The 18773-nt window shown below is 71.0% G+C and carries 17 protein-coding genes; 5 read left to right on the top strand and 12 right to left on the bottom strand.

What is annotated here, in order from left to right:
- Position 1: 1 nt before the first annotated feature.
- From E1293_RS11735 to E1293_RS11705, 7 genes are all read right to left on the bottom strand, one after another.
- On the bottom strand, positions 2 to 967 hold the full coding sequence (locus tag E1293_RS11735) for a sulfate/molybdate ABC transporter ATP-binding protein (RefSeq protein ID WP_132196881.1): 966 nt from the start codon (positions 965 to 967) through the stop codon (positions 2 to 4).
- On the bottom strand, positions 967 to 1755 hold the full coding sequence (locus E1293_RS11730) for a sulfate ABC transporter permease subunit (RefSeq protein ID WP_132196879.1): 789 nt from the start codon (positions 1753 to 1755) through the stop codon (positions 967 to 969). Before E1293_RS11730 ends, E1293_RS11735 begins: the two co-directional genes overlap by 1 nt.
- Complete coding sequence (gene cysT, locus E1293_RS11725; protein ID WP_207938794.1) at positions 1748 to 2593, bottom strand: sulfate ABC transporter permease subunit CysT; 846 nt, start codon at positions 2591 to 2593, stop codon at positions 1748 to 1750. Before cysT ends, E1293_RS11730 begins: the two co-directional genes overlap by 8 nt.
- Positions 2594 to 2598: 5 nt before the next feature.
- The gene (locus tag E1293_RS11720) at positions 2599 to 3597 is read right to left on the bottom strand and encodes a sulfate ABC transporter substrate-binding protein (RefSeq protein WP_132196875.1); all 999 of its coding nucleotides are present in this window, start codon (positions 3595 to 3597) and stop codon (positions 2599 to 2601) included.
- Positions 3598 to 3689: 92 nt separating this feature from the next.
- On the bottom strand, positions 3690 to 4535 hold the full coding sequence (locus tag E1293_RS11715) for an ABC transporter permease (protein ID WP_132196873.1): 846 nt from the start codon (positions 4533 to 4535) through the stop codon (positions 3690 to 3692).
- Positions 4528 to 5352, bottom strand: coding sequence for an ABC transporter ATP-binding protein (locus E1293_RS11710; protein ID WP_132196871.1), 825 nt, complete (start codon positions 5350 to 5352; stop codon positions 4528 to 4530). The genes E1293_RS11715 and E1293_RS11710 overlap by 8 nt, the downstream gene beginning before the upstream one ends.
- Positions 5349 to 6389: an ABC transporter substrate-binding protein gene (locus E1293_RS11705; RefSeq protein WP_132196869.1), complete on the bottom strand. Its 1041-nt coding sequence runs from the start codon at positions 6387 to 6389 to the stop codon at positions 5349 to 5351. The genes E1293_RS11710 and E1293_RS11705 overlap by 4 nt, the downstream gene beginning before the upstream one ends.
- 134 nt (positions 6390 to 6523) lie before the next feature.
- Between E1293_RS11705 and E1293_RS11700 the strand changes: the two genes are divergently transcribed.
- A complete protein-coding gene (locus E1293_RS11700; protein WP_132196867.1) occupies positions 6524 to 7429 on the top strand; it encodes a TauD/TfdA dioxygenase family protein in 906 nt (301 codons plus the stop codon).
- 45 nt (positions 7430 to 7474) lie between these two features.
- On the opposite strand, the gene E1293_RS11695 is transcribed toward E1293_RS11700, so the two are convergent.
- Positions 7475 to 7954 (bottom strand): carboxymuconolactone decarboxylase family protein, encoded by a 480-nt coding sequence (locus E1293_RS11695; RefSeq protein WP_132196865.1) that lies wholly within the window; start codon positions 7952 to 7954, stop codon positions 7475 to 7477.
- Complete coding sequence (locus tag E1293_RS11690) at positions 7951 to 9030, bottom strand: NAD(P)H-dependent amine dehydrogenase family protein (RefSeq protein ID WP_132196863.1); 1080 nt, start codon at positions 9028 to 9030, stop codon at positions 7951 to 7953. The genes E1293_RS11695 and E1293_RS11690 overlap by 4 nt, the downstream gene beginning before the upstream one ends.
- A gap of 133 nt (positions 9031 to 9163) precedes the next feature.
- Between E1293_RS11690 and E1293_RS11685 the strand changes: the two genes are divergently transcribed.
- Entirely contained in the window at positions 9164 to 10783 is a 1620-nt protein-coding gene (locus tag E1293_RS11685; protein WP_132196861.1) for a GMC oxidoreductase, read from the top strand.
- A gap of 61 nt (positions 10784 to 10844) precedes the next feature.
- On the opposite strand, the gene E1293_RS11680 is transcribed toward E1293_RS11685, so the two are convergent.
- Positions 10845 to 12188 carry a hypothetical protein gene (locus E1293_RS11680; RefSeq protein WP_132196859.1) on the bottom strand — a complete coding sequence of 448 codons (1344 nt, stop codon included), beginning with the start codon at positions 12186 to 12188 and terminating at the stop codon, positions 10845 to 10847.
- Between the two features lie 264 nt (positions 12189 to 12452).
- Between E1293_RS11680 and E1293_RS11675 the strand changes: the two genes are divergently transcribed.
- On the top strand, positions 12453 to 13343 hold the full coding sequence (locus tag E1293_RS11675) for a DMT family transporter (RefSeq protein WP_207938793.1): 891 nt from the start codon (positions 12453 to 12455) through the stop codon (positions 13341 to 13343).
- A complete protein-coding gene (locus tag E1293_RS11670; protein WP_132196857.1) occupies positions 13340 to 14209 on the top strand; it encodes a DMT family transporter in 870 nt (289 codons plus the stop codon). Before E1293_RS11675 ends, E1293_RS11670 begins: the two co-directional genes overlap by 4 nt.
- Here the strand turns inward: E1293_RS11670 and E1293_RS11665 are convergent.
- Entirely contained in the window at positions 14187 to 15221 is a 1035-nt protein-coding gene (locus E1293_RS11665; RefSeq protein ID WP_243716172.1) for an MGDG synthase family glycosyltransferase, read from the bottom strand. The two genes, E1293_RS11670 and E1293_RS11665, sit on opposite strands and share 23 nt — an antisense overlap.
- Before the next feature lie 63 nt (positions 15222 to 15284).
- Between E1293_RS11665 and E1293_RS11660 the strand changes: the two genes are divergently transcribed.
- Complete coding sequence (locus E1293_RS11660; RefSeq protein WP_132196853.1) at positions 15285 to 15992, top strand: polysaccharide deacetylase family protein; 708 nt, start codon at positions 15285 to 15287, stop codon at positions 15990 to 15992.
- Between the two features lie 14 nt (positions 15993 to 16006).
- Here E1293_RS11660 and E1293_RS11655 read toward each other — a convergent pair whose 3' ends face one another.
- Complete coding sequence (locus E1293_RS11655; RefSeq protein ID WP_207938792.1) at positions 16007 to 18757, bottom strand: hypothetical protein; 2751 nt, start codon at positions 18755 to 18757, stop codon at positions 16007 to 16009.
- Between the last annotated feature and the right edge of the window lie 16 nt (positions 18758 to 18773).

Here is an 18773-nt window from a genome sequence, read left to right as displayed (position 1 = left end):
TTCAGGTCGCGAGAACCGTGGCGGCCTGAACGGCGGGCCGAACGTGGATCTCGGCGCCCGGCTCGACCTCCAGCTGCTCGGCGGCTCCCCTGGTCAGCTGCGCCCAGGCGTCGTCCTCGTCCCCGCGCACCCTGAACTCGACCCGCACCTCGAAGCCCAGCCGCACCACGCGGGTGACCACCGCAGGGGCCGTCCCCGGTCCGGACTCGGCCGACACCTCCACGTCGTGGGGCCGCAGCAGCCGCCCGCCGATCTCGGTCACCGGCCCGAGGAAGCGCATCACGAACGGGGTCGCGGGGTTGTCGTAGATGTCGCCCGGCGCCCCGACCTGCTGGACGGCGCCGTCGGCCAGCACCACGATCGAGTCGGCGACCTCGATCGCCTCCTCCTGGTCGTGGGTGACGAAGACGGTGGTGACGTGCACCTCGTCGTGCAGGCGGCGCAGCCAGGCCCGCAGCTCCTTGCGCACCTGGGCGTCGAGCGCGCCGAACGGCTCGTCCAGCAGCAGCACCTCGGGGTCGACGGCGAGCGCCCTGGCCAGGGCCATCCGCTGGCGCTGCCCGCCCGACAGCTGCGCCGGGTACCGCTTGGCGAACTGGTCGAGGTGGACGAGTTCCAGCAGTTCCGCGACCCGCCGCCGGATCTCCTCCTTGGGCCGTTTGCGGATCTTCAGGCCGAAGGCGACGTTCTCGAAGACCGTCAGGTGCTTGAACGCGGCGTAGTGCTGGAAGACGAACCCGACGCCGCGGCGCTGCGGCGGTGTCAGCGTCGCGTCCTTGCCGGCGATCAGCACCTGGCCCGAGTCGGGCCGCTCCAGGCCCGCGATCACCCGGAGCAGGGTCGACTTGCCGCCGCCGCTCGGCCCGAGCAGCGCCGTCAGCGAACCGGACGCGATGTCGACCGACACGTCGCGCAGCACCGGCGCCTCGCCGAACGACTTGTTCACACCGCGGATATCGATCGCCATCAGGTGCCGTCCTTGGGTCGCAGGAGCCGGGTCGCCAGCAGGCTGACGACCGCGATCGCCGCCAGCGCGAGCGCGGCGGCGTACGAGGCGTGCACGTCGAAGTTCTCGAAGCGCTCCTCGACGAAGAGGGTCAGGGTCTGGGTCTGGTCGACCGTCCGGCCGGAGACCACGGCGACCGCGCCGTACTCCCCCAGCGCGCGGGCCAGCGAGAGGACGATGCCGTAGCCGAGGGCGGCGCGGATGCCGGGCAGCGTGATGCGCCGGAACGTCTGCCAGCCGCCCGCGCCGAGGGTCCGCGCGGCCTGCTCCTGCTCGTCCCCCAGTTCCTCCAGGACCGGGACGATCGCCCGCACCACCAGCGGCAGGCAGACGAACACCGTGGCGAGGACCATCCCCGGGGTGGAGAAGATGATCTGGATGCCGCGGCCCTCCAGCCAGCCCCCCACCGGGGTGAAGGTCCCGTACACCAGGATCAGCGCGAGCCCGACCACGACCGGGGAGACCGCCAGCGGCAGGTCGATCAGCGCGCTGAGCAGCCGCTTGCCCGGGAACCGGTGGCGGACGAGCAGCAGCGCGGCAAGCACGCCGAACAGCGTGTTGAGGACGACCGCCCAGCCCGCGACGATGAGGGTGACCTTGAAGGCGTGCAGGGCCGAGTGGGTGGTGAGCGCGTCGGCGAACGCGCCGAAGCCGTCCTCGAACGTCCGCCAGCCGATCAGCCCGACCGGCACGATCAGCAGGACCGCGAGATAGGCCAGCACGATCAGGCGCAGCGCGTACTTAGCCATGGCGGGACCCCCAGCGGCGGACGAGGTCGATCGCCAGCAGGAACACCAGCGACAGCACCAGCAGGGCGGTCGAGGTCGCCGCGGCGGCCTCGGTGTTGTCGCTCTCGATCTGGCCGAAGATGTGCACGGCCGCGACCTGCGTCTTGAACGGGACGTTCCCGGAGATCAGCACGGTCGAGCCGAACTCGGCGATGGCGCGGGTGAAGGCCAGCGCCGTCCCGGCCAGCATCGCCGGGACCAGGTTCGGCAGGATGATCCGCCGGAAGATCGTCCAGGGGCCGGCGCCGAGCGAGGCGGCGGCCGCCTCCATCTCCCGGTCCAGCTCCAGCAGCACCGGCTGGACGGTCCGGACCACGAACGGCAGCGTCACGAACAGCAGCGCCACGACGACCCCGGCCCTGGTGTAGGCGAGCGAGACGCCGAGCGGGCTGTCGGCTCCGTACAGGGCCAGCAGGACCAGGCCCGCCACGATGGTCGGCAGCGCGAACGGCAGGTCGATCAGCAGATCGATCAGGCCCTTACCGGGGAAGGAGTCGCGGACGAGCACCCAGGCGATCAGCGTGCCCATGACCAGGTTGATCAGCGCCACCAGCAGCGAGGCGATGACCGTCAGCTTCAGCGCGGCCCACGCGTCCGGGGTGGTGATCGCGTCCCAGAAGGCGGCGGGGCCCTGCGCGGTCCCCTTCCACAGCACCGCGCCGAGCGGGATCAGCACCACCGCGCTCAGGAAGATCGTCGCCGTGCCCACCCCGAGCGCCGTACCGGCCCACGCGGGCGGGCCGGTACGGCGGCCGGACGCGAGGGCCGGCGCGTCCGCCGGTTTCTCGATCGTCGTCAAGGAACTCAACCCTCCACCGAGACGCCGATGCCCTTCTCGACGTCGGCCATGACGCTGCCCTTCGGGTCGAAGAACTCCTTCTTCACCTTCGGCCAGCCGCCGAGGTCGGCGATCGTGAAGAGCCCGGCCGGCTTCGGGAAGTCCTCGGCGCCGGGGACGCCGTCCACCACGGGCCGGTACCCGTTCTTGACGAAGACCTCCTGCGCCTTCTTGCCGTGCAGGAACTTCAGGAACGCCTCGGCCTCCGCCGGGTGCTCGCTCTTCTTGGTCACCGCGACCGGGTTCTCGATCAGGATGGTGGAGTCCGGCACGGTGTAGTCGAGCGGCTGGTTGTTCTGCTTGGCGAAGATGGCCTCGTTCTCGTAGGAGAGCATCACGTCGCCCTTCCCGCCCGCGAAGGTCTGCAGCGACTTGCGCGCGCTGGAGTCCTGCACGGGGACGTTCTTGAACAGCGCGTGCAGGTAGGCGGTCCCGGCCGCCTTGTCGGTGCCCTTGTTCGCCTTGGCCCCGTATCCGGCGAGGATGTTCCACTGCGCGCCGCCGGAGGTGAACGGGTTCGGGGTGATGACCTGGACGCCGGGCTTGGTCAGGTCGTCCCAGGTCTTGATGTTCTTGGGGTTGCCCTTGCGGGTCGCCAGGACGACCACCGAGTCGGTGACCATCCCCTTCTGGGGTCCGGAGTTCCACTTGGCGTCGACCAGGCCCTTGTCCACCAGCCGCGTCATGTCCGACTCAAGGGAGAACCCGACGATGTCGGCCTTCTTGCCGGACGCCACCGCTCGGCTCTGCTCGCCGGACGCCCCGAACGACTTGCTGAAGACGACCTTCTTGCCCTCGGACGTCTTCTGGTACTCCTTGATGATCGCCTCGTAGGCGGCCTGGGGCGTGGAGTAGGCGACCAGCGAGAGCCGGACCTTGCCGCCCGAGCCGCCCGAGCCGCAGGCGGCCGCCCCCAGGGTGACGGCGGCCAGCCCCAGCACGACCCCTGTCCTACGTGCGCGCATCGTCTCTCCAGACTTTCCCTATATGTTCGATCGAGTTAGAATGTTACAGGTCAGCGCACTAGTCAAGCCATGTCCGGAACGTGACACCGCCCTCAGCGCCCGGGGTCGGTGCGCCAGCGGGTGAAGCGGCGTTCCAGCAGGACCAGCACCTGGTTGAACGCCAGGCCCAGCGCCGAGATCGTCAGGATGCCCGCGTACATGTCCTTGATCGCGAAGTTCTGCTGGGCGGAGCCGATCAGGAAGCCGAGGCCCTCCTTGGCGCCGACCATCTCCGCGACGATCATCACCAGCACCGAGATCCCGCCGGCCAGCCGGATGCCGGTGAAGATGGACGGCACCGCGGCGGGCAGGATCACCTTCTGGAAGATGCGCACGGCGGGCAGCCCGAGCGAGCGCGCCGACTTGACCAGCGTGGCGTCCACGGTGCGGACCGCGCTGATCGTGTTGAGCAGGATCGGCCACGTGCACGCGTACAGCACGATCGCGATCTTGGACGTCTCGCCGATGCCGAGGACCAGGATGAAGACCGGCAGCAGCGCGATCGCGGCGGTGTTGCGGAACAGCTCCAGCAGCGGGTTGAGCAGCTCCGCGACCGGCCGGTACCAGCCGATCAGCAGGCCCAGCGGCACCGCCAGGACGATCGAGAGCCCGAAGCCCGACAGCGCCCGGACCAGGCTGGCCTCGGTGTTGGACCAGAGCTGGCCGCTCTTGGCCAGATCCCACAGCGCCGGGACGACCTCCGACACCGGCGGCAGGAAGATCGGGTCGACGAGCTGCGCGCGGGGCGCCAGTTCCCAGACGGCGAGGAACGCGACGACCGCGATCGTCCGCCGGAAGGCGACGGCCGCCAGGCCCGCGGCCCGGCGCCCCGCCCGGCGCGGCGGGGACTCCGGGGCTTCGGGCTCGATCAGCGCGGGGGCCTCTACGGTGCTAGCCAAGGTGGATCGCCTCCTTGCGCGGCGCGGGGACGGTCAGCCGCTGCGCCGTCTGTACCTCGTCCTTCAGCAGCGACCAGACCCGGTGCCGGTGCGCCGCGAACTCCGGGCTCGACCGGACGTCCTCGCGGGCGTCGCGCGAGCCCAGGTCGATGTCGGCGACCTCCTTCACCCGGCCGGGCCGCGAGGTCAGCACGGCCACGCGTCCGCCCAGGTAGACGGCCTCGTCGATGCCGTGCGTGATGAACACGACGGTCTTGCCGGTCTTCGCCCAGATGCCGAGCAGCTCGTCCTGGAGGGAGTCGCGGGTCTGGGCGTCGAGCGCGGCGAACGGCTCGTCCATCAGCAGCACGCCGGGGTCGTAGGCGAGGCTGCGGGCGATCGCGACCCGCTGCTTCATGCCGCCTGACAGCTCGTGCGGGTAGCGGTCCTCGAACCCGGACAGGCCGACGAGGTCCAGGTGGTCGCGGGCGATCTCGGCGCGCTCGCGGCGCCGGAGCCCCTTGGCCTCCAGCCCGAACTCGACGTTGCGCAGCGCCGTCCGCCACGGGAACAGCGCGTACTGCTGGAAGACGACGGCCCGGTCCAGGGCCGGGCCCGTCACCTCGGCGCCGTCGATCGCGATGCGGCCGGTGGTGGGCCTGGTCAGCCCGCCGATCAGGTCGAGCAGGGTGGACTTGCCGCAGCCGGACGGCCCGACCACGACGAGAAACTCGCCCTCGGCCACGTCCAGGTCGATGCCGCTGAGCGCGGTGAACTCGCCGCCGCCCCGGACCGGGAAGGTCTTGCCGACACCGGTGAGGCTGATCTTGGGGGTCATCTCGGGCTCCCTCCGTTCGCGTACGGGTTGAACTCGTTGCTGTACAGCTCCTTGGGCTCGACCTTGACCTCGTGGATCTGGCCGACGTCCTCCAGCCAGCGGCTCCAGGTGGTGAACTCCCGGTCGGTCATCAGCCCGCCCTTGCCGGCGACGCCCCACGACTTCCAGTACCGGAGCGCGTCGGCGTTCTCGTTGCGGCCCCGCGCCGTGAGGATCTTCGCCTGCCGGGCGATGACCTCCTCGCGCGGCGTTGCCCGCGACCACTCGATCGCTTTGGCGACCCCGGCGGTGAAGGCCCGAACGGTGCCCGGGTTCCGCTCGATGAAGTCGTCGCGGAAGACGTAGGAGCCGGCTGTGAAGGCGCCGAGGAAGTCGTAGTCGCGGAACACCCGGCGGATCCCGCCCGCGGCGATCGCCTTGTCCTGGAAGATCCCGCTGAGCGCGGCGACGTCGATCTGCCCCTGGCGCAGCGACTGCTCCAGGGAGACCGGCGGCACCGCGAGCGCCTCGACCTTGCGCACGTCGTCCCGGCTCAGCCCGTTGCGCCGCAGGTAGAGGTCGAGGACGGCCTGGGCGTGGCCGCCGAGCGTGTTCATCCCGATCTTCTTGCCGATGAGGTCCCGGGGGCCCCTGATCGGGCTGTCCGCCGGGACGAAGAAGCCGTTGTAGTTCTTGAGGTCGGTGCCGTAGTAGCCGATGACGGACGTCAGCGGCGCGCCGGACTCCTGCAGCTTGACCGACGCGCCGTTGAAGGCGCCGCCGAACTCGATCTGGCCGGTGGCGGTGGTCTGGACGTCCTGCGGCCCGCTGATCGTGTTGCCGATCCATTTCAGCTCGACCTCGCCGAGGTAGCCGAGGTCCTGGGCGAGTTCGGGGAGCAGGACCTGGCCCGTCCAGCCCTGGTAGCGCAGGGTGCTGGTGCGTTTCGGGCCGCCGCCGAGCGCGCGGCCGCAGGACGCCGCGGCCGGCAGCGCCGCCGCCGACACCGCGAGGGTGGAGAGGAACCGTCGTCTTGTCGTCGATCTCGTGATGCCCACGCCGCGACTATCGCGCCTATTTCCTACTAAGTCAATCGGAATAGTTGACTAGGATGCCAGGCCGTGATTCGCTACGGCTTGTGGAGCTCCCCCGCGTCCGTCCAACGGGAACGTCCCCGGAGAAGAGGTAGGCAATGTCCGAGTTCGACATCCGCAAGATCGGCGGCCGCATCGGCGCCGAGGTCGTCGGCGCCGACGTCCGCGACCTGTCCGACCAGCTCTTCGGCGAGATCCATGCCGCGCTGCTGGAGCACAAGGTCCTGGGCTTCCGGGGCCTGGACCTGACCGACGACGACCAGCTCGCGTTCGCCTCCCGGTTCGGCGCGCTCACCGGCGCGCACCCGACCGTGCCCGCCGTCGAGGGGCGGCGCGAGATCCTGCCGGTGGACAGCGAGTCCGGGCGCGCCAACCACTGGCACACCGACGTCACCTTCGTCCAGTCCCCGCCGAAGATCAGCACGCTGCGCGGCCTCGTCATCCCGCCCTACGGCGGCAACACCCTGATCGCCCACACGGCCGCCGCCTACCAGGACCTGCCGGACGAACTGCGCGAGTTCGCCGACCGGCTCTGGGCCGTCCACACCAACGACTACGACTACGTGCGGCCGGAGAGCAGCGGCTCCGACCCCGAGAAGGCGGCCGAGCACCGCAAGGCGTTCGTCTCCCAGACGTGGAAGACCGCGCACCCGGTCGTGCGGGTGCACCCGGAGTCGGGCGAGCGCAACCTGTTCATCGGCGGGTTCGCGCAGAGCATCGTCGGGCTGCCCGGACGCGAGGGACGGACGATCCTGGACCTGCTCCAGTCCTACGTCACCCGGCCGGAGAACATCCTGCGCTGGGTGTGGCAGCCGGGCGACCTCGTCGTGTTCGACAACCGGATCACCCAGCACTACGCGCTGGACGACTACGGCAACCTCCCGCGCCTCCTGCACCGCGTCACCGTTGCCGGCGACGTCCCGGCCGGTGTGGACGGCAAGGCCAGCTACCGGGTGGAGGGCGACGACGCCTCCCACTACACCCCCGCCGCCGAAGCGGCCTGACCCGCCCGCTGACCCGGGCCCGGTGCGGGGTGGCGCCGGGCCCGCCTACCTCTCGGGGAGCATGCACATCGCGTCGAGGCCGAGGACGTGGTTGAGGCGGCCGAAGGCCAGCCAGGAGCCGATGCACATGCTCAGCTCGACGACCTCGGCCTGGGTGTAGTGCGCGGACATCCGCTCCCAGAACTCCTCGTCGAGGCCGTGGTGGTCGAGTGCGTAGCGTTCGGCGTACTCGGCCGCCAGTCGGGTGCGGTCGTCGAAGGCGCCGGTCGTGCGCCAGCCGGCGACCGCGTCGGCGAACCCGTCCTCGACCTTCTCGCCGTCGCGGTCGGTCCGCCAGTCGAGGCAGAACAGGCAGCCGTTGATCTGCGCGATGCGCAGCCGGGCGGCCTCGAACTCGCGGAGCCCGAGGGTGGTGTGCGCGTAGACGGCGAGGGACATCTTCGAGGCGGCGGGGCCGATGCCGGGCACCATCTCGCCCCACACGTACTGGATCGGGTCCTTGCCGTCGGGGACGTCGATGTTCACTGGGAGATCCTTCCGAGCTTGCCCACGGCGGGACGTATCGGGACGTCAAGGGCATCGTAGAGCCCGGGTTCGGCGTCCACGAGCCACCCGATCGCGTTCACCAGGCGTCCGACGGCGGTCGCGTTGCCGCCCGCGGCGCGGTTCCCGGCCCCGTCGGTGGCCTCGACCGTGACCTCGATGCGCGGGTCCCCCTCGATGACCACGCGGTGCGCGCCGTCGCCGTCCGGCGGCACGGGCCAGTCGGGCGCGCAGGACGGGTGGATGCGGGTGACGTGCTCGACGACGATGCGCGGCTCGCCGCCGACGATCCCCTGCACCTCGAACCGCACCGCACCCTGGGTGCCCTTCTCGAAGTCGCCCATGGACGCGGTCGTCACGGTCGCGTCGAGCGGGCGGCGGTCGAGGGTCTCGCGGACCTCGTCCAGCTCGACGCCGAGGGCGCGGGCCATCAGCCTGACCTGCCCGCCCCACACCATGGTCGGGACGGTCGCGGCGAGCATCGGCGGCTCGTAGTCCATCGGCTGCCCCATCCCGACGAGGTACCGGACGGAGTCCGGCTGGTCGTAGGTGGAGTAGTCGAAGATCTCCTGGCAGCGGACGACGTCGATGGTGCCGCCGAGGCCGCTGACCAGCAGCGGCAGGACGTCGTTGCCCCACCCGGGGTCGACCCCGGAGACGAACAGGGACCCGCCGCCCTCGGTGATCGCGTCCAGCACCTCGTCCCGCAGCGCGGGCGGCGCGTTGCGCTGGTCGTAGAGCGCGTACAGGGCCGGGGTGACGACCACGGCGCCGGCGCGGACCGCCTTGAGGATGTCGGCGAGCGCGTCGTCCGGCCGGATGTCTCCCGACGCCGCGTACACGACGGCCTCGGGGCGGGTCGCGAGGACGGCGTCGATGTCGGCGGTCGCGGCGACGCCGAGGTCCCGGCCGAGGCCGGCGAGGTCGCCCGCGTCCCGTCCGGCCTTGCCCGGATCGTGGACGATCACGCCGGTGAGCCGCAGCGACGGCTCCGCCTCGACGGCCCGCAGGGCCAGCCGTCCCACGTTGCCGGTGCCCCAGACGATCGCGGAGATCATGCGCCGGAAGCTATCAGATGCCAAGCAAGCACTTGGTAGCCACTTGTGGCCAGGGCCTACTTCAAAGTAACCCGGTGACGCGCCTCCCAAATCGATATAGAACCCGTTTCAGTCTCATAGTGAGGGAGGTCACATGAGTGACTCGACCACGCCTCATGGCGTATCCAGACGCGGGTTCCTCGTTGGAACCGGTTCTATCCTCGGGCTCGGGGTGCTGGGCCGGACCGGCGCGGCGGCCGCCCCGGCGCCGGGACCGATCGGCAACGGCGCCCGCGTCCCCGCCCTGGTCATCGGCACCGGCTACGGCGGCTCCGTCGCGGCGCTGCGGCTCGCCCAGGCGGGCGTCGACGTCCACATGGTCGAGATGGGCCAGGCCTGGGACACCCCCGGCTCGGACGGCAACATCTTCGCCAACACCCGCACCCCCGACTACCGGTCCTACTGGCTGCGGACCCGCACCAAGCAGCCGATCAGCAACTTCCTCGGCTTCCCCCTCGACAAGGACGTCCCCCGCTACACCGGCATCCTCGACGCCGAGGACTTCGCGGGCATCACCGTCTACCAGGGGCGCGGCGTCGGCGGCGGCTCGCTCGTCAACGGCGGCATGGCGGTCACGCCGGAGCGGTCGCGGTTCGGCGGCGTCCTCCCCACGGTGGACGCCGACGAGATGTACGGCGTCTACTATCCGCGCGCCAACGCCGGGCTCGGCGTCAACGCGGTCGACCGGGCCTGGTTCGACTCGACCGACTGCTACCAGTACGCGCGGGTCGGACGTAAGCACGCCGAGCGGTCGGGCTTCGAGTTCGTCTACGTCCCGAACGTGTACGACTTCGGCTACATGGAGCAGGAGGCGGCGGGCACGGTGCCGCGGTCGGCGCTGGCGGCGGAGATCCTCTACGGCAACAACCACGGCAAGAAGTCGCTGCAGAAGACCTACCTGGCGCAGGCCAAGGCGACGGGCAAGGTCGCGATCTCACCGCTGCACCGGGTGACGTCGGTGTCGCCCGCGTCCGGCGGCGGGTACACGGTCGTCATCGAGCAGCTCGACACGACCGGGGCGGTCACGGCCACGAAGACGGTGACCGCCGCCCGCGTGTTCTTCGCGGCGGGCAGCGTCGGCACCAGCAAGCTGCTGGTGAAGCTGAAGTCGACGGGCGCGCTGCCCGCCCTGAACGGCGAGGTCGGCAAGGGCTGGGGCGACAACGGCAACGTCATGTGCGGACGCGCCAACCACCTGTGGGACCCGACCGGCAGCCTCCAGTCGTCCATCCCGACGGCGGGCATCGACAACTGGGCAGCGGGCGGCGCGTTCGCCGAGGTCGCCCCGATACCCACCGGGATCGAGACGTGGGCGTCGTTCTACCTGTCGATCACCAACACCCCGCACCGCGCCCAGTTCTCCTGGAACGCGGCGGCCGGGCGGGTCGACCTGAACTGGCAGACCGCCTGGAAGCAGACCAGCATCGACATGGCCAAGTCGATCTTCGACAAGATCAACCGGAAGGAGGGCACGATCTACCGGACCGACCTGTTCGGCACCTACAAGATCTGGGGCGACCACCTCACCTACCACCCGCTGGGCGGGGCCGTCCTGAACAAGGCCACCGACAACTACGGCCGGCTGCGCGGCTACTCCGGCCTCTACGCCATCGACGGCTCGCTCATCCCGGGCAACACGAGCGTGAACCCGTTCGTCACCATCACCGCACTCGCGGAACGCAACATCGAGAAGATCATCGCCACCGACCTGTGACGGCGCCCTGAGAGCATCCGGCCACGGGCGCGTGTGGCCGGACACTCCCGTCGGGCGGGCGTCAGGGGCAGGCGGGGAACAGCCGGCGCGTGCCCGTCCCGGCCGCGTAGGCGGCGGGATCGCTGAACCGGCAGCCGTAGCCGGGACGCGCCACCACCGACGGCTTCGTGGTCACATCACCCGCGGGGCGCCTGCCGTGGTCGATCCAGCGGACCAGGTCGTCCCAGGCCGTCCCGGCCTCGACGGCGGAGAACTCGCAGTGCTCCGTCGTGCGGATCGCGCGCTGGACGAGCAGCCGCGACCGGTGCTGCCGCGCGACCTCCTTCGCGTAGATCTGCTCCATGGAGAACGGGACGAACATGTCGCCGAGCCCGTGCAGGCTCAGCACCGGGACCTGCGGACGTCCGTTGATGCGCGGCACCTGCGACAGCCGGTTCGACAGCCGCGCGCGAAGGTTCGCGACCGGAACCCGCTGGACCGTCCTGTTCACGTCGACCGGCTTGTTCGGCTCGTAGCGGGTGAACAGGTTGGTCGCCAGCTGTCCCGGATATTCGGCCAGGGTCGCGTTCGGGGGCTCCGGAGTGGCCAGCGTGAACGGGAAGTCCTTCCAATACGCGAACGACTGGACGCCGCCGGGACGCGTCCCGCCCGTCCGGTTCTGGACGATCGAGCGGAACTGCTTGCCGCGGTCGTTCGTGGTGTCGGGTCCGCCGGGCCGCAATTCGGTCAGCCCGAGCCCTGCCTCGATCTTCGGGACGGTCACCGTCGCGTACTGGTCCGTGACCGGGTATTCGCGGACGCCGGAAAGGTCCTGCGCGACGATGTTGTAGTCGAGGAAGAAGTCGAACAGCTCGTCGTCGCCGAGGACACCGCACATGGGCAGCGCGCCGTCGTAGTAATGCGGGAACTGTTCGAGCGAGCGTCCGATGATGTGCCCGCCCATGGACGCGCCGACGATGATGCGCTGCTCGGGCCGTCCCACCTTGCCTGCGAAGAGTTCGGAGACGTCGCGCGTGCTCAGCACCCCGGCCCGGACGTCATAGCCGTTGTCGTAATAGGACGACGCCGCCCACGCGTATCCCTGGTCGAGCAGCCGTTGCCGCAGCCCGAACGGCGGCGGCCCGACCGTCAGCACGAAGCCCTGCCCCGCATATCCGTGCGCCCAGAGCGCGAGTTTGCCGTTCCAATGCGGCGGCACCTCGATGTCGTAGGCCGCGTGATGGTGGACGCCTTGCAGCACCCGTGACGGCTTCCCATGCACCTGGACGGGCGCGAGCGGCGGATTGTCGATCGTGTATCCGGGGAGCGGCCGGTCATCGGGGACGCGGTCGGCCTGGGCCGCCCCGATCGGGAGGACGGAGGCGAGGACGGTGGCGGCGAGGGCGATGAGGGCTCGGATGCGCATGGTGCTCCTCTGGCAGACCTCCGCATTACATACCGGCCAGTCGGTTTGTGGAATGGCCGAGACCGGATCCGGCCTCGCGGTCGGGGCCCGTGGTGAGGCCCGCGGTGAGGACCCGTGGTCGGGCGCGCCGCGCATCCGGGGACGGCATCCGGTTCGGCCCGGCACCCCCGGGTAGATGCGCCTCCGGACGGGCGGGCACGGGCTGAACCGGCACAGGCTGAACCGGCACAGGGGGAACCGGCACAGGGGGAACCGGGGATTCGGATGAGCGTTCTCGGCATGGCCGTCGCCGTGGCGGCGGCGTGCCTCATCGGCCTCGGCTTCGTGGCGCAGCAGCACGCGGCCTTCCGCGAGCCGCTGGAGGAGATCCTGCACCCGCGGCTGCTGCTGGACCTGCTGCGCAGCCGGCTGTGGCTGGCCGGCATCGGCTCGATGATCGTCGGCCAGCTCATCTTCGCGTTCGCGCTGAACATCGCCGACGTCGCCCAGGTCGCCCCGGTGCTCACCGTCAATCTGATCTTCGCGCTGGTCGCCGCGCACGTGCTCTACCGGGAGCGGCTCGGGCCCACCGAGTGGTGGGGGTCGCTGCTGCTGACCGGCGGCGTCGCGCTGTTCCTCGGCATCGGGCTGCCGCACGGCGGCGAGCCGCCCGACGCCCTGTCGGCCCGCTGGCTGGGCGGCGCCGTCGTGCTCGGCCTCGCCGTCCTGCTGGCGGTGGGCAGCCTGCACCGCGACCTGCGGATCCGCGCGATGCTGCTGGCGTCCGGCGCGGGCCTGCTCTACGGGCTGCAGGACACCCTCACCCGCGGCGTCCTGCTGATCTTCGACGACGGGGTCGCGCAGGCGCTGCTGCACTGGCAGCCCTACGGCCTGGTGTTCATCGGGGCGCTCGGGCTGCTGTTCGCGCAGAGCGCCTTCGACGCGGCGCCGCTGCGGATCTCGCTGCCCGCCACCACGGCGGCGGAGCCGCTCACCGGGATCGCGCTCAGCATCGTGATCTTCGGCGAGCGGGTCCGGCTGTCCGCCGGCGCCCTGGCCCTGGAGTCGCTGGGCCTGGCGGCGATGGTCTCCGGCATCGTCGTCCTCGGGCGGTCGCCCTACCTCGGCAAGCCGGGCGAGCGGGCCGCCGCGCCCGGCGGGGCGGAGTCCCGGTGATCGCCGTCGTCCTCGGCCTGTTCGCCGCCGCCGCGAACGCTCTCGCGTCGGTGCTGCAGCGGCGGGTCGCCAAGACGGCGCCGGACGCGGACGCGTTCAAGCCGTCCCTCATCCTGGACGTGCTGCGCAGCCCCATGTGGCTCGGCGGCATCGGCGCGCTCATCGCCGCGTTCCTGCTGCAGGCGGCGGCGCTGTCGCTGGCGGGCCTGTCGCTGGTCCAGCCGCTGCTGGCCGCCGAGCTGCCGTTCACCATGATCCTCATCGCCTGGCTGCCGCCGCGCGGCCTGCGGCAGGTGCCGTGGACCGGCGTCGTCCTGCTCACCGCCGGGCTGGCGGGGTTGCTCGTCGCCGCGTCACCGGGCGAGGGCCACCGCACGCCGGGCCCGGTCGCGTGGATCGTCGCGACGGCCGCCACGGCCGGCTGCGCCGGCGGGCTGGTGGCGGCGGCGTGGTTCGTGCGCGGCCCGGCGCGGGCCGTGCTGCTCGGCGTGACGACGTCCCTCGGGTTCGCGCTGACCGCCGCGTTCATGAACGCGGTCACGCGGAGATTCTCCGGCGGGTTCGCCGCCGTCCTGGCGTCCTGGCAGCTCTACGCGATGGCGCTCGCGGGGCTGGCCAGCCTCTTCCTGCTGCAGAACGCGCTGCACAGCGGCAGCCTGGTCGCCGTCCAGCCCGCGCTGACCGTCGCCGATCCGGTCGCCAGCATCGCCCTCGGCGTCGGCCTGTTCGGGGAGCACGTCCGGACCGGCCCGTGGCTGGCCGCCGAGGCCGCCGGCGTCGCGCTGATCCTGCTCGGCAGCATCGGGATCGCCCGGTCCCCGCTGCTGCACGGGGAGCACGCCGTCACCCCAGCGCCGCGCCGATGACCTTCTCGGCGGGGACGGCGTCGAACAGCCGCCGGATCTTCCGGGCCCGCCGCGTCGTCTCGTCCTGCAGCCGGTCAAGGGCCTCGACCAGCTCGGCGGGCGACCCGGCGAAAGAGCTCAGGCCGTCCCGCGCCATGGCCTGCGCCCCGTCGCGCCCGTGCCCGGGGATCGGCCGGTAGGAGACCACCGGGAGGCCGCACGCGAACGCCTCCCGGCAGGTCATCCCGGCCGCGTTGTCGATCAGCGCGTAGGCGCCCGCCATCAGGTCGGCCATGTCGTCGCGCCAGCCGAGCGCGTGCCCGATCCCCTCCCGCAGGACGCGGGCGCGCAGCCGCTGGTTCCGCCCGCACATCACGACGGGCAGGTACCGGCCGGACGCCGCGAGCCCCTCGGCCGTCTCGATCACCCGGCCGACGCCCCACGCGCCCGCCGAGATCAGCACGACCCGCTCGCCGGGTCTCGCGCCGATCGCGGCCCGGAGCCGTCCGCCGTCGTCCGTCCTCAGGAACTCGGGCCGGACGACGGGCGCGTGGCCCGTCGCCGGACGCCCCATGCGCTCGGCCACGGCGCGGGCGACGCGCTCGTCCGGGCACAGGTAGCGGTCGTTGCCCGGGTGGAGCCACATGCGGTGGACGGCGAAGTCGGTGACGAGCACGATCGAGGGCGCGTCCAATCGGTGCTGCTGCCGCAGCCGCCCGGCCGCCTGGGCGGCGAGGTGGAACGTGGACACGACGGCGTCCGGAGGCAGCTCCCTGACGCGCCTCTCCAGCCGGTCGGCGATCAGCGCCGTCAGCGGCGACGCGGGCGGCGGGCGGGGCGACACGAAGAACGCCCGGTAGGTCGCCTCGTACAGCCAGGGCGCCGTCCGGATCGAGAGTTCGTAGGTGTGCCGGAGCCCGTGGCCGAGCCGCAGCGGGACGAGGTCGAGGACGTCCAGGACCGACACCTCGACGTCCCGCGGCGTCAGGCGGCGGGCCAGCTCCCCCGCGACCGCGTCATGCCCGGCGCCCATGCCCGCTGTGAGAATTAAGAGTCGTTTGCCCATGCGATGAGTTCCCCCTGTGAAACTGGTTCCATGCCGCGCCTAGCCACGGGCCTCGCCGCCGCCCTCCTGGCGCATGCCCTGCCGGCCGCGACCTGGCTGTCCCCCGTCCGCCGCCTGACACCCCGCCTCGCCGGTAAAGGCTCGCCGGGGCATGTCGCGCTCACCCTGGACGACGGGCCGGACGGCTCGTCCACGCCCCTTTTCCTGGACGCCTTGGCCCGGGCCGGCTGCCACGCGACGTTCTTCGTGCTCGGCTCGATGCTTGGGCGCCATCCGTCGGTGGGGCGGCGGATCGCTGCCGAGGGCCACGAGATCGCCGTCCACGGCTGGACTCACGACAACGCGCTGACCACACGTCCGGGACGGGTTATGGCTGAAATGCGGCGTACCGTCCGCCTCATCGAGGACGTCTGCGGTGTGACCCCCGCCTGGTACCGGCCTCCCTACGGCGCCCTCAGCGCCGAGGGGCTGCTGGCGGCCCGGTCGAGCGGCCTTCACCCCGTCCTGTGGACGGCGTGGGGCAGGGATTGGACGGCGTCCGCCACCCCCGCGTCCGTGCTGGCGACCCTCATGCCCGACCTTGACGGCGGCGCGACGGTCCTCCTGCACGACAGCGACGTCACCTCGGCACCCGGTGCCTGGAGATCGTCGCTGGCCGCCCTCCCGGACGTGGTGGAGACCTGTCGCGCCACCGGCCTCGCCGTGGGCCCGCTACGCGACCACGGGATCCGCCCTTAACGGATGTCACACGGCTACTCCTCCCCGGAGAACGCCGCCCTATGTGGAGACAGCGCCCGTTTGCCGGGCCGGCCGGCCAGGAGTGCTCCGGCCACCGCGAGGGCCAGCCCGGTCCCGGCGGCGATCACCGGGATGGCGGACGGGATGCCGAGGTAGGTCGTGATGCCCAGGATGCGGGACAGCCCCCAGGGCAGCAGAGCCATCTGGTCGTTCCAGACCGTGAGGGCACGTTCCAGGCCGATGGCGGCGATCAGCCCGCCGATCATCGCCGGCGGGACGCCCGCCCCGATCAGCGTCGAGCCCGATGCCGCCCGCCGGGTCAGCCCGTAGCTGTTTCGGAGGACGAAGCCGGCGACGACGAACGTCCAGCAGAAGGCGGCGAACGCGACCGTGATGTAGAAGGAACGGAGGCCGGGCTCCGTCCAGAAGTCGTACCAGTACCGGCCCGGACCGCGTCCCGCCAGCGCGACGAGAAGGATCACGGTGCGCATCAGCGCGACCCCGCCGATCGCCGCGCTCAGCGCGAACCGGTCGCGTCCCCGCGTGAGCCACCGGAGGGTGACGGCGAAGATCAGCCACGCACCGAGCACCACCACGAGATGCGCCGGCGCCGCGAACCATGTGAAGACGGCCCGGCTGGCCACGAGCATCGCCCCAGGCAGGAACCACACGAGCATTCTGTCCGTGCGCCCGTTCGGCTCGACCGCTGTGACGCGCCACGGTCGTGTCATGCCGAGCCAGAGCCCTCGCAGCGCGGCCGAACCGGGAGCGCCCCGCAGCAGCCGCTGCCCGAACGAACCGCCCAGCGCGAAGCCGATCAAGAGGAGTGCGAGCAGGACACGCGCGAGCCAGGCCATCGCCTCGTCCCGGTCGGCGCGCTGCATGCCGATCTCGGCGGCGGTGAAGTTGTAGGCCGGAAGGGCGGTGTTGTTTCCGTACTTCGCCTCATGCGCGGCGGCGGCCGCCCGGAAGCGCTTTTCGGCCGCCCGCCAGGACGCCCTGGCGGTGCTCGAACCGGTGTCGAGCCACTGCGCGTGCCGCAGGACCATCGTCCGGTAGGCGGCGAGCGTGCTGAACAGGTCGACCTGGTAGGCCAACGTGTCCGCGAACCGCTGCCGCAGCGCCGGGTCGCGCCAGGACGAGGGCGACGTGCCGTTGACGAGCGTCTGCATCCTGCGAGCCAGCATCACCGCGTCCTCGCCCTCGGCGATCGCCTCGTCGAGTCTGGGCCTGGCCACCCGGTAGATGGTGTCCAGCGCGGCGCTGTCGCCCGTGACGATGTCCCACTCGAAGATCCACATCATCGGCGGCGGTTCCAGCCCGAGCGCCTTCACCCTGGTGTCTGCGTAGGGGCCGATGTAGAGCCCCTTACCGACAGCGCTCCGGGACAAGGCCATGACCTGCGCGATCGCGGAGACGGTCGCGGGGTCGTCGGAGAACGCCTGCCGGATCCAGTCGTTGGTGGCGGCGGCGACGTCCAGGCTCGGATCCCAGGCCAATCGCGCGGTCAGGTAGACGTTGACGTCCCACATCTGCCAGAAGCCGGTGCGCAGATACAGGGTCATCGGCCCGGCCCGCAGCGGCCCGCCGTCCTGGGTCCAGTTCCAGAGGCCGACGATGTTCGGGTTCTTGGCGAGGAATGTTTGCAGCGCCTGCTGATGCAACACACCGAGATCGTTGGGCAGCGCCCCGAACCCCTCGAATTCCCTTCGCGACTGGAACTCGACAATGCGTTTCTGCCGCCCGGTCAGCAGCGTCGTGTTGAGCGGCAAATGGCTGTAGAAGTCACCGAGCGTGTACTTGGTCGACACGATCAGATGCTCGCTGTCGATGCCGTCCAGGACCTTGTGATAGGACGCGGGATTCGTGTGCATGTCGCCGACCGCCCCGACCCCGACGCTCCAGGTGCGGAAGACGATGTCCCGGTCATCGGCATCGGCCTGCCGCAGGAACGCGGTGAGCATGGCCCGCACCTGCTCAACCGTCGTGACCTTGATCTCGGAGTGGTAGTCCCACCCGGCGAGCTTGTAGTCCTCACCGCCCTCCCCGATGCGCACCACCAGGCCGTCCACATACGGCATCGTCATGAACAGCTCATGCAGACCGGCCCGGTAGACCGACCAGAGCCGGGAGCTAGAAGTATCGAGATCGCCGAGATACTTCTTCAGCGGTGGCGAGAGCGCCAGCATGTCGGTCTGAAAGTAGACCTTCATCCCCATCTCGTGGGCGTACTTCCAACTGGGCCCGAACGCTCGACGCATAGCAAGAGCACGCGCCACATGCGGATCGCCTTCGCGATAAACAGCATGTCCGTCCCCGACCCCACTGAACGTGACGTACTCAAGAAACCCAGGCAGAACGACACCGTTGTACCCGTCCGCCAAGGCACGATCGACAAACTGCCGGAGCTGCTCCCCAATGGCCTTGGCCTTCGCCGCATCAACCCACGGCGCACGTGGCACCAACGCAGGCCCGACAACATCAGTGTTGAGCCCGTAATCGTCCCCCGCCGCGAACGCCGCCTTATCAGCCGTCAACCCCACCGACCCGTGATCGGTCAACCGCAACGGCAGGGCCGGCGCGACAACCCGCCCATCCTGGCCGTCCGGCAGCACCTCAGCCCCCGACCGAATCCGATCAGCAACCGCATAGAGCCCGTTGGCCGCACCCCCAGACGTGGCCGCCTCAAGCAGCAGCCCATCGCCCCTTTTCCGCAGCCGAAACGCCTGCTCGCCCTTCCCGGCAAGCGCGCCGACCTTCCGCACCCGGAGGGTCCTCCCC

Origin of the sequence: Actinomadura darangshiensis (genome assembly GCF_004349235.1) — a bacterium.
GTDB classification, from domain to species: domain Bacteria; phylum Actinomycetota; class Actinomycetes; order Streptosporangiales; family Streptosporangiaceae; genus Spirillospora; species Spirillospora darangshiensis.
This window is presented reverse-complemented; position numbering and strand designations above follow the sequence as displayed.

Bases quoted from the DNA above. Each gene is read 5' to 3' on its own strand.
- E1293_RS11735 (WP_132196881.1), bottom strand. From the start codon at position 967: ATGGCGATCGATATCCGCGGTGTGAACAAGTCGTTCGGCGAGGCGCCG.
- E1293_RS11730 (WP_132196879.1), bottom strand. From the start codon at position 1,755: ATGGCTAAGTACGCGCTGCGCCTGATCGTGCTGGCCTATCTCGCGGTC.
- E1293_RS11720 (WP_132196875.1), bottom strand. From the start codon at position 3,597: ATGCGCGCACGTAGGACAGGGGTCGTGCTGGGGCTGGCCGCCGTCACC.
- E1293_RS11710 (WP_132196871.1), bottom strand. From the start codon at position 5,352: ATGACCCCCAAGATCAGCCTCACCGGTGTCGGCAAGACCTTCCCGGTC.
- E1293_RS11700 (WP_132196867.1), top strand. From the start codon at position 6,524: ATGTCCGAGTTCGACATCCGCAAGATCGGCGGCCGCATCGGCGCCGAG.
- E1293_RS11690 (WP_132196863.1), bottom strand. From the start codon at position 9,030: ATGATCTCCGCGATCGTCTGGGGCACCGGCAACGTGGGACGGCTGGCC.
- E1293_RS11685 (WP_132196861.1), top strand. From the start codon at position 9,164: ATGAGTGACTCGACCACGCCTCATGGCGTATCCAGACGCGGGTTCCTC.
- E1293_RS11680 (WP_132196859.1), bottom strand. From the start codon at position 12,188: ATGCGCATCCGAGCCCTCATCGCCCTCGCCGCCACCGTCCTCGCCTCC.
- E1293_RS11675 (WP_207938793.1), top strand. From the start codon at position 12,453: ATGAGCGTTCTCGGCATGGCCGTCGCCGTGGCGGCGGCGTGCCTCATC.
- E1293_RS11665 (WP_243716172.1), bottom strand. From the start codon at position 15,221: ATGGGCGCCGGGCATGACGCGGTCGCGGGGGAGCTGGCCCGCCGCCTG.
- E1293_RS11660 (WP_132196853.1), top strand. From the start codon at position 15,285: ATGCCGCGCCTAGCCACGGGCCTCGCCGCCGCCCTCCTGGCGCATGCC.